The organism is Parapedobacter flavus (assembly GCF_035818675.1).
Lineage (GTDB): Bacteria > Bacteroidota > Bacteroidia > Sphingobacteriales > Sphingobacteriaceae > Parapedobacter > Parapedobacter flavus.
Map to the genome: position 1 here is coordinate 102563 of NZ_JAYKZZ010000010.1, position 14598 is coordinate 117160.

Here is a 14598-nt window from a genome sequence, read left to right on the forward strand (position 1 = left end):
TTAGATAAATCATTTTGAACAAACTTTTGGGTACCTTTGGCCGTGCAGCTCGTTGAATTGATTTCCAGTCGCTTCCCTATGCGGCCTACGGGACAGCAAGAGGAAGCATTGCAGCAACTTGCGGATTTCCTGGCTGATCACGACAACAACGAATCCAGTTGTTTTGTGCTTAAAGGATACGCCGGTACGGGCAAAACCACCATCATCAGTGCGTTGGTGGCCGCGCTTCCTGCATTGCGTATGCGCTCGGTGTTGCTTGCCCCTACCGGCCGGGCGGCAAAGGTGATGAGCAGCTATACCAAGAAAAAGGCATTTACGGTACATAAGAAAATCTACCGCAAGAAAGTGGCCCTGTCGCCCGATATGGTATTCGGCCTTGCCGACAACCCACATACGGATACTTTATTCATCGTAGACGAGGCATCGATGATTTCGAACGAGCAACACACGTTCAACGGGCGGAGTCTGTTGGAAGACCTCATCCAATACGTGACCAATGGCGAACGCTGCCGCCTGCTGTTTGTGGGCGATACGGCCCAGCTGCCGCCAGTAGGGTTAGTGCAAAGCCCTGCATTGGATGCGCAGGGGCTGTCTCGGCGCTTCGGCTTGCACGCCATGGTTTACGAACTCACCGATGTGGTGCGGCAAGAGAAAGATTCGGGCATTCTCTACAACGCCACGGCCATACGCCAGCAAATCCAAACAACAAGCGGCGAAACGAACGATGGGCCCCTGCCCTTCCCACAATTTACGGTAAAAGGTTATCCGGATATTTACCGGATGACGGGTGAACACCTCATTGATGGCCTGCACTATGCTTATGACAAGTATGGCATGGAAAACACCATCGTGATATGCCGTTCGAACAAGAATGCCAATCTATATAATCAGCATATCCGCAACCAAATCCTTTTCCGGGAGGAAGAGCTAACCGGTGGCGACTACATCATGGTGGTGCGCAACAATTACTTTTGGCTCGCTGCCGAATCGGAACGGGCGGGCTTCATCGCCAACGGCGATATGGCAGAGGTACGGCGGGTACGTAATGTGCACGAGCAGCATGGTTTCCGCTTCGCGGATGTAAGCCTCGAATTCATGGATTCGGACGAGACCGAACCTGTGGGTTGCCGGGTGATGCTCGATACGCTCCACAGCGATTCGGCCAACCTACCGCAGGCCGACCAGGAACGCCTATTTGAAGCCATCATGGTTGACTATGCACACATTCCTGACAAGAAGGAACGCTTGGCCGCCCTCAAAGCCGACCCCTATTACAACGCGCTGCAAATCAAGTTTGCCATGGCTGTAACCTGCCATAAAGCACAAGGCGGACAATGGCAGGCAGTATTTGTAGACCAAGGGTACCTAACCGAGGAGCTGCTCGATGTGGAGTTCTTACGGTGGCTTTATACGGCCTGTACCCGAGCTACTGACGAATTGTTTCTGGTCAACTTTCACCGAAAGTTTTTTGTTTAACGACCAACGGACTTAAGACTCTCCCACACAATTATTACAATCCAGGTTAAACAAACTCGCGCCTCATCTGTATTTTACAGCGTATACCAATCGTAATAACTGTCATATGAAGGGGGGAAACGGGGCTGGTAAAGACAGCCCAAAGCCTGCGCTCCGAATTGTGGATGCCATCGTTATCATTGTAGGTGTCGTCGTAGGAGCGGGCATTTTCCGAACGCCTTCGTTGGTCGCCGCCAACACAGGAAGCTGGGAACTGTTCCTATCCGCCTGGGCACTGGGCGGTCTGGTTTCGTTGATCGGCGCATTGTGCTATGCTGAGCTTACCACCGCCTTTCCAAACACCGGTGGCGACTACCATTTCCTCATGCAAGCTTTTGGGAAACGGTTTGCTTTCCTGTTTGCGTGGGCAAGGGTAAGCGTGATCCAAACCGGTTCGATTGCGTTGCTTGCTTACATCGTAGGCGATTACCTCACGCCACTGTACCACCTTGGCCCGCACTCGCCCGCACTATACGCCGCGTTGGTGGTGGCCGCTCTCACCACGGTTAATATCGTTGGCGTCAAATTTGGTACCGGCGCACAGAAGGCTCTCTTAGCTATCCAGTTTACCGGACTCTTGCTGGTCGTCATTGTTGGCTTCTTTGTAGCCCCCTCTCCCGCCGCATTGGCTGAATTGCCAGCATCTGGCGATGATACCACCACCACACTCGGCCTCGCCATGGTATTTGTACTACTCACCTTTGGCGGCTGGAATGAAGCGGGCTACATATCGGCCGAGTTACGGGCGGGCAGTCGAAAAATGGTTCAAATACTAGTTATTAGCATATTGGTAATCACAGGGATATACTTGTTAATAAACGCGGCTTTCATCTGGGTGCTGGGCATGGATCGGATGGCCGCTTCAGACGCCGTTGGGGTAGATTTGATGCGGGTGACACTCGGTGAGCCGGGCGTTTTCCTTATCGGTGTGCTAGTGGCGCTGGCCGCCCTCACGTCGGTGAATGCCACAATCTTTACCGGGGCGCGAACTAATTATGCACTTGGCCGCGATTTCAAAGCCTTCCGCTGGTTGGGGCAATGGCACGACCGAACGTCTTCGCCCATCCACGCCCTGCTGGCACAGGGAATGGTTGCTTTGGTGCTTATTGGTCTAGGGTCGATGACACGCGACGGCTTCCAATCGATGGTCGACTTCACAGCACCTGTATTTTGGTTTTTTTTCCTGGCTATCGGCGTTGCACTGGTTGTATTACGCAGAAAAAAGCCACATGTGCCGCGTCCGTTCAAGGTGCCACTATATCCCATTACCCCCCTCATATTCTGCGGATCGTGCGCCTATTTACTGTATTCGAGCCTGATTCATACTGGCACCGGCGCGCTGGTAGGCGTGGCCGTGTTGCTATTGGGGACCCTGTTTTTCTTCATCATACGATAATGGTAACAGAATTATAACACGCTGAACCAACACGGATGAAACAATGTAAGCTGTCGGGTGTTTACGTTTGTGGTACATGCTAGATAAGTGTACGTTGAGAGGCTAATTATAAATTATAAGATAACATTAAAAACGAAGACGATGAGCACGACAAAAAATTGGCTGATTGCCCTGTTTGTCGGCGTATGCTCGGCTGCATACGCCCAAAAGACCCAACTGGACGTACCTTACGTCCCGACGAGTCAGAAGACAGTAGAGGAAATGCTGAAGCTGGCCGGTGTGAAACCGGGAGATGTGGTTTACGACCTGGGATGCGGTGATGGCCGGATTGTAATTACCGCAGCTGAGAAATTCGGTGCCACCGGCGTTGGCGTAGACCTAAACCCCGAACGAATCGCGGAAGCCAAGGCCAATGCAGCGGCAGCCGGTGTAAGCGACAAGGTGGAGTTTGTACTGGGCGACTTGTTTGAATTCGACTTCAGTAAGGCCGATGTGGTGACCATGTACCTCCTGCCGTCGGTGAACCTCGAGCTGCGGCCTAAGCTCCAGAAGGAACTCAAGCCCGGCAGCCGCATCGTATCGCACGACTTCCACATGGAAGACTGGAAACCCGAAAAAACCGTGCGGGTGGGCACCCATGACACCATTTACCTGTGGACAATTGAGTAATCCGATATGCATCACGCGATTATTACAATCGCCACCCTAGTAATTCCAACCAAAAGCTGTTTCTTTGCGGGGCAAACGGTACCAACATACACCACAACCCGCCATGCAAAGAAAATACATGCTGATATGCTTCGTGTTCGGGCTATTGAACACGGGAATTGCACAAGAAAACAAGATAAATGTCGGGGCAAACTACCCGTTAGCTGCCCGCTTCTCTCCCGAAAAATTAAAGCGACTGGTTTTCTCCACGTCGGTCAACCCGCAATGGCTGAAAAATTCCAACCGGTTTTGGTATACATAGCCGGGCGAAACTGACAGCACAGAGCAGGAGCTTCACCTCTTTGATGTTGCCACTAAAAAGCCAACTTGGATTCCTGTGGCCGCATTCAAAAACCAAACGCTCGCTATCTGGACAGCACCGAGGCCACGCAACGCCCAACCCGGCGACATCCGTATAGACACCTGGCTCGGCACCAATGAACGGTTTTTCATGGCGCGGAGCAGCCGCGACCTCAAACGCATAGACCTCGTCACCGTGGGCATTAACGGCGAGGTAACTACGCTCGTGGAAGAACGCGCAAACACTTACCTCGACATCCAGCAACCGGTACTGATCAACGACGGTGAGGAATTTGTGTTTTGGTCAGAGCGCGATGGCTGGGGCCATTACTACCTCTATGACAGCACCGGTAACCTGAAAAACCAAGTAACCGCAGGCGAGTTTTATTGCTCGGATATCGTCGGGCTCGATGAAGAAACGCGTACCCTTTACTTCGAGGCCAACGGTCGTGAGGAAAACGAGGATCCCTACTACCAGCACCTCTACCGGATAAACCTCGATGGCAGCGGCATGAAATTGCTCAATGCTGGCGACTTTGATCACCAACCGGAAATGGATGAAAACGAACATTTTTTCGTTAACAACTCATCCCGCGTGAATACCGTTCCGAAATCGGCGTTGTATAATAACGCCGGACAGCTACTTCTGCAACTGGAAACGGCGGACCTATCGCAGCTATTCGCTGCGGGCTACCAATTCCCCGAGCCATTCCAGGTAAAAGCCGACGATGGCATCACCGACCTATACGGTGTGATGTACAAACCGTTCGACTTTGATTCCACGCGGACGTACCCGCTTATCGAGTACGTATACCCAGGTCCGCAGACCGAAGCGGTAAACAAAGCGTTCGGGCGCAGCATGGACCGGATCGACCGTTTGGCACAGTTCGGCTTCATTGTGGTTACCGTAGGCAACCGGGGTGGCCATCCCACACGATCGAAATGGTACCATACTTACGGATATGGCAACTTGCGCGACTATGGCTTGGCCGATAAGAAAGCCGCAGCCGAGCAGTTGGCCAACCGCCACCCGTTCATCGATATCAACCGGGTGGGCATCACTGGGCATTCCGGTGGCGGCTTCATGTCCACGGCTGCCATGCTGGTATACCCGGATTTCTTTAAGGTAGCGGTATCGGGCGCCGGCAACCACGAAAACAATATATACAACCGCTGGTGGAGCGAGCGGCATCATGGTGTTACCGAAAAGGTATCTGCGAAAGGCGACACCACGTTCTCCTATGCCATCGAGAAAAACACGGAACTGGCAAAGAACCTTAAAGGCCACCTGCTATTGGCTACGGGCGATATTGACAACAATGTGCACCCGGCTAATACCATCCGGATGGCCGAAGCGCTTATCAAAGCCAACAAGCGGTTTGATTTTCTGCTATTGCCGGGGCAGCGTCATGGATTTGGCAGCATGACCGAGTATTTTTTCTGGAAAATGGGCGATTATTTCTGCGAGCACCTCCTGGGTGACTATAAAGATGATGTGGATATCACCGAAATCAATAGAGAGGTGCCGCGCAATTAAATTATAAACTGATGAATTCATGAAATAAATTTGTTTATTGCAATAAGCATCTTATTTTTGGCGACTCTTTGTTAAGACCTATTTTGACAATGAAGCGTTTTATTAACAAATGAATTGGTTATAATGGAATTTTTACAAGAAAATTTGATTTATCTCATACCCGTATTGGGTTTAGTGGGCATCCTCGTAATGATTGTAAAATCGGCATGGGTGAGCAAGCAAGAAGCCGGCGATGAAAATATGCGCGCGCTTGCGGGTCACATTGCCGAGGGCGCCATGGCGTTTCTGAAAGCCGAATGGAAAGTATTGTCGTATTTCGTGGTCATTGCCGCCATCCTACTGGCGTGGTCGGGCACACTGGTAGAAACATCCAGCTGGGTCATTGCCGTTTCGTTTATCCTTGGTGCGGTAACGTCGGCATTTGCCGGTTACATCGGCATGAGAGTGGCTACCAAGGCGAATGTACGGACCACTCAAGCCGCACGGACCAGTCTTACCAAAGCATTGAGGGTGTCTTTTACAGGAGGTACCGTGATGGGACTGGGTGTAGCCGGTTTAGCCGTATTGGGAATGGGCACCTTGTTCATCGTGTTTTACCAGATTTACGTGGTCAGCACCGGTGGCAACGTCAACGGAATGGAGATGGAAACGGCACTGGAAGTACTCGCTGGTTTCTCGCTGGGTGCTGAGTCCATTGCGCTTTTTGCCCGCGTGGGCGGTGGTATCTACACCAAAGCCGCCGACGTAGGAGCCGACTTGGTGGGCAAGGTGGAAGCAGGCATCCCCGAGGATGACGTGCGCAACCCCGCCACGATTGCGGACAATGTGGGCGACAACGTAGGCGACGTGGCCGGCATGGGTGCCGACCTGTTTGGCTCGTATGTGGCAACCATATTGGCTACCATGGTATTAGGCCGCGAAATCGTATCAGCCGATAGCTTCGGCGGTATCGCTCCTATCCTACTGCCGATTTTAATCGCCGGACTAGGCATTATTTTTTCCATCATCGGCGCGTCGCTGGTCAAAGTAAAAAACGATCAGGGTGATGTACAGCAGGCGCTCAACCTGGGCAACTGGTCTTCTGTCGTATTCACGGCCATCGCCTCGTATTTCGTGGTCGGATGGCTACTACCCGATCAGCTCCAACTACGCGGTGTATCGTTCACGTCGATGGACGTCTTTTTTGCCATCATCGTTGGTCTCATTGTAGGTGCACTCATGAGCATCGTTACCGAATATTACACTGCTATAGGCAAACGTCCTGTTAACTCGATAGTCAAGCAATCGTCGACCGGTCATGCCACCAACATCATCGGCGGGCTATCAATGGGTATGGAATCAACGGCCGTGCCGACCATCATCCTCGCTGCCGGCATCGTCACTTCGTATTCGTTCGCCGGATTATATGGCGTTGCTATCGCCGCTTCGGGCATGATGGCAACAACCGCCATGCAGCTGGCCATTGATGCCTTTGGTCCCATCGCAGACAACGCTGGTGGTATCGCCGAAATGAGCGGACTGCCTAAGGAAGTCCGTGAGCGCACCGATAAACTCGACGCCGTGGGAAACACCACCGCCGCTACCGGAAAAGGATTCGCTATTGCCTCGGCAGCGTTGACCGCCCTCGCGTTATTTGCCGCTTTCGTAGGCATTGCGGGTATCGATGCTATTGACATATATAAAGCTCCCGTATTGGGTGCGCTCTTCATCGGTGCCATGATCCCGTTCATCTTCTCCTCACTCGCCATTGCGGCGGTGGGGCGCGCGGCCATGGCGATGGTGGAAGAAGTACGGCGCCAGTTCCGCGAAATCCCCGGCATCATGGAGTATAAGGCGACACCCGAGTATGACAAGTGTGTCGCCATTTCGACCAAAGCCTCTATCCGCGAAATGATTTTACCCGGCGCCATCGCGCTGGTTGTTCCCATTTTGGTAGGTTTTGGCTTTAAAGGCGTATTTGAAGACACCTCTTCAGCCGAGATATTGGGCGGCTTGTTGGCCGGTGTTACCGTATCGGGCGTGCTTTTGGGTATGTTCCAAAATAATGCCGGAGGTGCTTGGGACAACGCGAAGAAATCATTCGAAGCCGGTGTTGAAATCAATGGACAGATGGAATACAAAGGTTCGGATGCCCATAAGGCGTCCGTAACTGGCGATACGGTAGGCGATCCGTTCAAAGATACATCTGGACCATCCATGAATATCCTCATCAAGCTGATGTCGATCGTTTCACTGATTATTGCGCCACATATTAGTGTTGGTGGAGCACATATCCCTACTGCGAAGACCAACATTGATCTTCAAGAAAAAGTAATGGTATACGAGGCTGACAGGACAGAAGAAAACAACAACATTTCCTTGTTTTAGGCCTAGTGAATGGAGTCCATTGCGGATCCAATGACATGTGGAAGAGGATACCGGTGTTTGCCGGGCATCCTCTTTTTTGTGCTGTCATTTCACTGAAAAGTGCATGCGTGGGCAATCAGAAGCGGTTATGTAAAAAAATCACGGCCATTGCTGATAAAAATTTGTAGGTTTGACCGATTGCTAACGAAACACCTGAATTGTAAAGGAAAACACCATGTTATTTAAAAAGACGATTCCAGTCCTCATCGCAGAGGCCGCGGAGAGTGGCGAAGGTACCCTGAAACGGACATTAACGAGTAGTGGATTGGTGGCATTAGGTGTCGGCGCCATCATTGGTGCCGGTCTCTTTTCGCTTACCGGTATAGCTGCAGCCGAAAATGCGGGTCCCGCAGTAACGATCTCATTTATTATTGCCGCGACAGGTTGTGCGTTTGCCGGACTATGCTACGCCGAGTTTGCAGCCATGATTCCCGTCGCGGGAAGTGCATATACCTATTCCTATGCCACCATGGGTGAATTTGTAGCTTGGGTCATCGGCTGGGATTTGGTGCTCGAGTACGCGTTGGGTGCCGCAACAGTAGCATCGAGCTGGTCGCAATACCTTGAGCAATTCCTGATTGAGTTCGGCATCCACATCCCACATAATTTTCTTCATGGCCCTTGGGAAGGCGGCATTGTGAATATACCCGCTATTGCCATCGTTTGTCTCCTGTCCTTATTGCTCATGCGAGGAACACAGGAGTCATCACTGGTCAACAACATCCTCGTGGTGGTAAAGGTAGCCGTTGTATTGGTTTTCATCGCGTTGGGGTGGAGTTTCATCAACCCTGCCAATCATGTACCCTTTATCCCAGCAAACGAGGGCGAGCAAATGCTGAAATCAGGCCAACTCGGCTTTTTCGATTTTTTCAAAAGCGATTACTTCGGCCAATTCGGCATCAGTGGCATCATGCGGGGCGCCGGCGTGGTGTTCTTCGCCTTCATCGGCTTCGATGCGGTGAGTACGGCGGCACAAGAGGCTAAGAACCCACAGAAAGGGATGCCCATCGGTATCATTGGGTCTTTGATCGTGTGTACGTTGCTTTACGTGCTGTTCTCGTTTGTGATGACTGGATTAGAAAACTACCAGTTGTTTGCCGGAGATGCAAAACCAGTAGCAACAGCATTTGCGAACACAGGGTACACGTTTTTAAACACGGCGCTGATCGTAGCGATCCTCACCGGCTATACCTCTGTAATGCTGGTGATGTTACTCGGTCAGAGCCGGGTATTCTATACCATGAGTAAAGATGGGTTGTTGCCCAAGTTCTTCTCCAACCTGTCAAAAAGGCAAACACCTTGGAAAACCAATGTAGTATTCATGCTTTTCATAAGCATTTTCGCTGGCTTTGTGCCTGTCGCGGATCTAGGACATATGGTAAGTATCGGCACCTTATTTGCATTCACCTTAGTATGTATCGGTGTGATGGTGCTCCGTAAAACGAATCCGGACACACCGCGCCCCTTCCGCACCCCATTGGTGCCGCTGGTGCCGATCCTCGGCATTGCGGTGTGTATCGCCATGATGGCGTCTCTCCCCATAGAAAGCTGGGAACGACTGGCAATCTGGATGCTGATCGGCGTTGTCATCTACTTCTTGTATGGCAAGCGCCATAGTAAGATCCGGGCCGCGGCAGCGGCTGGCAAGCAACAGGGGCCCACTGTCTAAACAATGAAATGACATTCAAAAGCTGCCTTCCACCTGTGCGGAGGGCAGCTTTTGTTGATGCAGCCGCTAAAACGTCAGAAACCGACGACGACAGCCTCTTCAAGAATACGCTGGGTCGCTTCGGGCAGGCTAGTGAAAAGGTCGTAACCCGTCTGTTGTTCGATGTCGTCAACGCTAACCCGGTACGCCTTCCAATCATCCGCCACGTCATTCGTATTCGGCATATCTACGGCGATAATCTTTGTTTGGGTTGTTACACGAGCGAGGTCATCGTCGCCATTGCGTAGAAACAAGGCCACTTTCCAAATCCGTGCCGGTACCGTTATCTTTCCGCCAGCCAGCGTCGTAGCTTCGCCTTGGCTACCCTTCCCCCCACGACCATAAGACCCCATGATCACATATGCTTCATACCCATTCCTTACCTGCTCACGGATATGGCTCTCCAGACCGGCCCACGGACCACCGTTGTTCGCCGGTGCCTGCGGAATCATATTGGTCATCAAAAAAGTAGCTGCATTGGCGGCATATGAGCTGGTACGGTCGGCCGAAGGGCAATTGTGCCCCCGGTCGAATCCTGAAGCAGTATAACTGGCGTGTGAAACGGCATACCAATTTTCAGGAAGACCGATATAAGCGGCGAAATTATTCTGCCGGCTTACGGCCTCTGTAATGTTAGCCTCGCCGAGGTGCCAGCTCACCCAATTGGGTGTACCCCGGTCGCGATTATAGGACAATATGAAGTAAGAGTGGTCAATAAGGTAGTTCGTGTAATCCATTACATCATCCGTTGCGTTGGAGGGATTGCCAAACAACAAGTTGCTGTTATCGCCCGACGGGGCGGGTGCATCATCACCGCGTTCCACCCCCCGCGGCGGATAAGGTTCGGGTTCTATCCCACCGTCCCCCTCAGCCGGTTCTCCCAGGGCAATGCCCGAATCGCCGGCACCCTTGAACAGGATGTCGTCTAGATTCAGCCGGCCACCACCCGTTTTAACGATCCGAAGCCTTACTTTCCCGGTATCTGTAACCGCAAAAGAATCCAATTTCAGTGTATGCGATACCGTGGTCATTTCATTGCCTACCTGTCGGAAGTTCTGGCCATTTGGCGCAATATACAATCGCCACGTGGCCGACGTATCACTGCCGAAAAGGCCGTGCTTGAGGTAAACCATATGCAGGTTAGCGACATCAAAGGCTGTACTGATGCTGCCATTGTTGCGAATACGAACAGCACGCTCCCCCACTTTCGCATCCGCTTGGTTTGCCGCACCCCAGATCAGCGCATCGTCAAATTCCCATAAGCCGGTACGCAGCCGGTAATCGGCCTTGGCATAAGCATCCTTCCGAGCCCCTTCAAAATTTTCGGTAATCCTGTACGTCTGCCGATCAGGCTTGGGGTCTTTCCGTTTAACACTACATCCCAAAAGCAGCAGTAAACAACCGACAAAAATGGTAGGCTTCATTCGTCAAACTTAGTCATCCTTACCGGCACCTGCAAATGGCATCGAATCTCACGGTAGAGAAATCAACATAGCAACGCAAATGTTGATAAAAAGATGTTAGATAACGTTTCGTTAATACTAACTTCACACACAAAAGGCTAACTTTACAACGTAAAATAACTTTCGTTTCATGGATACTGTTTTTCACGCACAGCATCATCATTTACATTCAAATTTATCAATTTCGTACGTATGAAAGAGAAATCTACTAAATGGACAGCACTACTTGCCTTGCTACTCCTGCTTGGTAGCCCTGCTTGGGCGCAGCGCGTGCTCACCGGAAAAGTGACCGACCACGAGGGCCCCATAGTGGGAGCCACCGTGCTGGTCAAAGGCACCTCCAGTGCCACGGCATCCGACAACGACGGCAATTTCCGCTTGTCTACCGACCTTCAATCGGGTGAGGTTATTATCCGGATTCTTGGTTTTACCAGCAAAACGATTCCCTTCTCCTCCCAAACGGATTTGGGGACCATCATTCTCACGGTTTCCGACTCGCAATCGCTCGACGAAGTGGTGGTTGTTGGCCGGGGCCTCATTGATATTGCCGAGGACCGGAAAACCCCGATAGCGGTATCCACGGTATCCCGAGCCGAAATACAGGATAAAGGTATTGGAAACGTGGAATTTCCGGAAATCATAAAGAACACGCCATCGGTATTCGTGGCCAATCAAGCCAGTGGATTCGGTGATGGCCAGATGTGGCTCCGTGGTTTCGACCAGTCGAATACGGCTTACCTCCTCAACGGCCAGCCAATCAACGGCATGGAAGATGGCAACATGTATTGGTCCAATTGGAGCTCCATTGCCGATGTGGCCAACGCCATCCAGGTTCAACGGGGCTTGGGCTCATCCAAACTGGCCATCTCATCCGTAGGCGGCACGGTAAACATCGTTACCAAGGCAACCGACATGCAAAAAGGTGGGTTCATACGCTTCCTGTCGGGCAACTACGGTTACCTGAAGGGGACAGTGAGTTATAACACCGGCCTCCAGAATAAATGGGGATTCTCGATGATGGTGGATTATTGGCGAGCTGACGGGAAATATGCGGTAGGCACCCAGGGCGAAGGCCAAAGTTACTTCTTCTCGGTAGGCTACCGGCCTAATGATCGCCATAGCTTTAACTTCATGGTGTTCGGTGCACCCCAGGTGCATGGCCAGAACTATTCAAAGGACATGGAAACCAGCTACTGGAATGATTCACCGGGCAACGTGGCCGGTGGATACGCCGGCGAGATCAATACACCGGGATATGATCTTACAGGAATCAAGGGGAACCACAATTATGGGTATTACAATGGCGAAGGCCTTTCGCTGGTGAGTAACTTCTACCACAAGCCGGTAGCTAACCTGAACTGGGACTTCGAGATCAACGACCAGTCCGCTCTATCCACGGTATTGTATGCATCCATGGGCAGAGGCGGTGGTACAGGCAGCCTGGGCAACGGCCAAAACCGATTGAACGCGGATTTATTCGGACCCGCATACGGTCAAAACGGTCAGCTGATGTGGGATAATATAGCGGCGTACAACGCGACAATCCCCAATGGGGTGAGCCAAGGTTTTAACGGAACCCTCCTCCGAGCATCGATGAATAACCACTTTTGGTATGGTATGGTTACGAATTTAACGCATGAAACGGATCTCGGCCTGACATTCAATGTAGGTGCTGATCTGCGCTTTTATCATGGTGACCATTTCCGTCAGCTAATCAACAAACTCGGGTTAAACAGCCGCATCGAAAGCAATACCGCACGCGGTGAATTTGAAATTACGGAGACCTATAAGGCTAAACCTTGGGCAGCATTATTCAATTACGCGCCCGAAGATCAACGCGTGGGCTATGACAATTCCGAAGACATTAATTACCAAGGCATTTTCGGGCAGGCCGAGTACAGTGCCAACGGCTTTACTGCGTTCGTTCAAGGCTCATTCTCACACCAGTCGTATATCAAATACGACCGCTGGAACTACGCGGGCGGCGAAGCAAAATCGGACACCCACAACAAGCTCGGGTACAACATTAAGGGCGGGGCATCGTATAGCTTCGATGAGGCACACACTATTTTCACCAATATCGGCCAATATTCACGTCAACCATTCCTGGATAACATCTTTATTCAAAACACCGTCGATTTTTATGAACCCGTTGTTGACAACGAAGAAATTTTCGGTATAGAGGGTGGTTACCGCTTCACCGGAACGAACTTTACGGCCAACCTAAATGGCTATTACACCTCTTGGGCCAACCGTTTCCTGGCATACGGCGGTTCGTACGGCCCGGACCAAGAAGACGGCACGTACTTGCTTACCGGCGTAACCCAACTTCATAAAGGGTTGGAAGTTGATTTCCAGACGAATATCACCCCGCAGTGGATGCTACGCGGTTATGGCTCTATCGGCGATTGGCAATATGACGACGACTCCCCTTACCGGATACGTGACGAGGAATCGTCGCAAATCGTAGAAACGGGTAATTTGGACTTATCGGGTGTGAAGGTGGGCAACGCCGCTCAGGCCTCTTTTGGCTTGGGTACCCGCTATGCTATCTTAAACGACCTATCGGTTGATGTAGACTTCAACTTCTACGACAATCTATATGGCAACGTGGATACAGAAGATGTGGTGGAGTCTGCACTAGAAGGTACCGTCTATCAATCTGAAAAACTGAAATCTTTCGGCATCGTCGACGCGGGTGTGAGCTATACGTTTCATATCGGTGTACAACAGCTTAAATTCAGGGGTAACGTTAAGAACCTGTTTAACCAGGAGTACATCGGAAGGAAAGATGCATTCGGTTATTTCTACGGTCTAGGCACCACTTGGAATGCCGGACTGACCTACAGCTTTTAGCAGCTGGTTGAATAGCAAATACAAAACGAACCGTTCCAACCGTAGGTGTTGGGACGGTTTTTTTATGAATTGTAATAAAATTCTTCCACGTACGGGAGTTCCATCATCGCGTTATTGAATTGCTGTAGGTATTTGCGGTCGGCTAACAATTCAAAAACCACCGACAGTTTACCGTCGCGTTTCGCCACTGTTTTACGGGTATATTTGATGTGGTGTTCGTCCATCACCCGTTTCAGTCTTTCTAGGTTGCCCGTATCCATATCGCCAAACCCCACCGAAATGGTACGCGTAAGAAACAGCCGCTCCATGGCACTCTCTACTTTATTGAATACCGAGAGGATGATAACCGTAATCACGGAAAGGGAGAGCGCCAAGCCATAATATCCCATCCCGGCCGACATCCCGATGCCTGCAACCACCCAGATGACGGCGGCCGTGGTAAGGCCCATCACCGAAAACTTGTCCTTGAAGATGACCCCGGCACCGATAAAGCCGATACCGGTAATGATATTCGCCGCAATCCGGTCGTCGCTGCCTACCCCAAAGCGGGAAGCAATGGTAAACGCGGTTGCGCCAAGGCCAATCAGTACGATGGTACGGAAACCGGCCGACTTATTTTTATACTCGCGCTCCAGTCCTACCAGACTACATGCCAGCAAGGAGACCCCAATGCCCACCAAATCGTTATTTTCAGGTAAAAATTCCATCA

At 51.3% G+C, this 14598-nt stretch carries 10 protein-coding genes; 8 read left to right on the forward strand and 2 right to left on the reverse strand.

The annotated features are described in order from the left end of the window. Window positions 1-42 precede the first annotated feature (42 nt). From U9S71_RS09355 to U9S71_RS09385, 7 genes are all read left to right on the forward strand, one after another. Window positions 43-1476, forward strand: coding sequence for an ATP-dependent DNA helicase (locus tag U9S71_RS09355; RefSeq protein ID WP_436410317.1), 1434 nt, complete (start codon window positions 43-45; stop codon window positions 1474-1476). Between the two features lie 106 nt (window positions 1477-1582). Then, window positions 1583-2911: an APC family permease gene (locus U9S71_RS09360; protein WP_326326988.1), complete on the forward strand. Its 1329-nt coding sequence runs from the start codon at window positions 1583-1585 to the stop codon at window positions 2909-2911. 141 nt (window positions 2912-3052) lie between these two features. Beyond that, window positions 3053-3580, forward strand: coding sequence for an SAM-dependent methyltransferase (locus U9S71_RS09365; RefSeq protein WP_326326990.1), 528 nt, complete (start codon window positions 3053-3055; stop codon window positions 3578-3580). A gap of 103 nt (window positions 3581-3683) precedes the next feature. Beyond that, window positions 3684-3881, forward strand: a complete 198-nt coding sequence (locus tag U9S71_RS09370) for a hypothetical protein (RefSeq protein WP_326326992.1) — start codon at window positions 3684-3686, stop codon at window positions 3879-3881. A 75-nt stretch (window positions 3882-3956) separates the two neighbouring features. Further along, complete coding sequence (locus tag U9S71_RS09375) at window positions 3957-5456, forward strand: S9 family peptidase (protein WP_326326994.1); 1500 nt, start codon at window positions 3957-3959, stop codon at window positions 5454-5456. Between the two features lie 123 nt (window positions 5457-5579). Beyond that, window positions 5580-7823 (forward strand): sodium-translocating pyrophosphatase, encoded by a 2244-nt coding sequence (locus U9S71_RS09380; protein ID WP_326326995.1) that lies wholly within the window; start codon window positions 5580-5582, stop codon window positions 7821-7823. 214 nt (window positions 7824-8037) lie between these two features. Then, the gene (locus U9S71_RS09385) at window positions 8038-9531 is read left to right on the forward strand and encodes an amino acid permease (protein WP_326326996.1); all 1494 of its coding nucleotides are present in this window, start codon (window positions 8038-8040) and stop codon (window positions 9529-9531) included. Between the two features lie 74 nt (window positions 9532-9605). On the opposite strand, the gene U9S71_RS09390 is transcribed toward U9S71_RS09385, so the two are convergent. After that, window positions 9606-10994 (reverse strand): DNA/RNA non-specific endonuclease, encoded by a 1389-nt coding sequence (locus U9S71_RS09390; RefSeq protein ID WP_326326998.1) that lies wholly within the window; start codon window positions 10992-10994, stop codon window positions 9606-9608. A 231-nt stretch (window positions 10995-11225) separates the two neighbouring features. Between U9S71_RS09390 and U9S71_RS09395 the strand changes: the two genes are divergently transcribed. Then, window positions 11226-13889, forward strand: coding sequence for a TonB-dependent receptor (locus U9S71_RS09395; protein WP_326327000.1), 2664 nt, complete (start codon window positions 11226-11228; stop codon window positions 13887-13889). Window positions 13890-13951: 62 nt separating this feature from the next. Here U9S71_RS09395 and U9S71_RS09400 read toward each other — a convergent pair whose 3' ends face one another. Continuing rightward, window positions 13952-14596: an MgtC/SapB family protein gene (locus U9S71_RS09400; protein ID WP_326327002.1), complete on the reverse strand. Its 645-nt coding sequence runs from the start codon at window positions 14594-14596 to the stop codon at window positions 13952-13954. Between the last annotated feature and the right edge of the window lie 2 nt (window positions 14597-14598).

Excerpts from the sequence above, each read along its gene's own strand:
- U9S71_RS09360 (WP_326326988.1), top strand. The coding sequence starts at position 1,583 with ATGAAGGGGGGAAACGGGGCTGGTAAAGACAGCCCAAAGCCTGCGCTC.
- U9S71_RS09365 (WP_326326990.1), top strand. The coding sequence starts at position 3,053 with ATGAGCACGACAAAAAATTGGCTGATTGCCCTGTTTGTCGGCGTATGC.
- U9S71_RS09370 (WP_326326992.1), top strand. The coding sequence starts at position 3,684 with ATGCAAAGAAAATACATGCTGATATGCTTCGTGTTCGGGCTATTGAAC.
- U9S71_RS09380 (WP_326326995.1), top strand. The coding sequence starts at position 5,580 with ATGGAATTTTTACAAGAAAATTTGATTTATCTCATACCCGTATTGGGT.
- U9S71_RS09385 (WP_326326996.1), top strand. The coding sequence starts at position 8,038 with ATGTTATTTAAAAAGACGATTCCAGTCCTCATCGCAGAGGCCGCGGAG.
- U9S71_RS09390 (WP_326326998.1), bottom strand. The coding sequence starts at position 10,994 with ATGAAGCCTACCATTTTTGTCGGTTGTTTACTGCTGCTTTTGGGATGT.
- U9S71_RS09395 (WP_326327000.1), top strand. The coding sequence starts at position 11,226 with ATGAAAGAGAAATCTACTAAATGGACAGCACTACTTGCCTTGCTACTC.
- U9S71_RS09400 (WP_326327002.1), bottom strand. The coding sequence starts at position 14,596 with ATGGAATTTTTACCTGAAAATAACGATTTGGTGGGCATTGGGGTCTCC.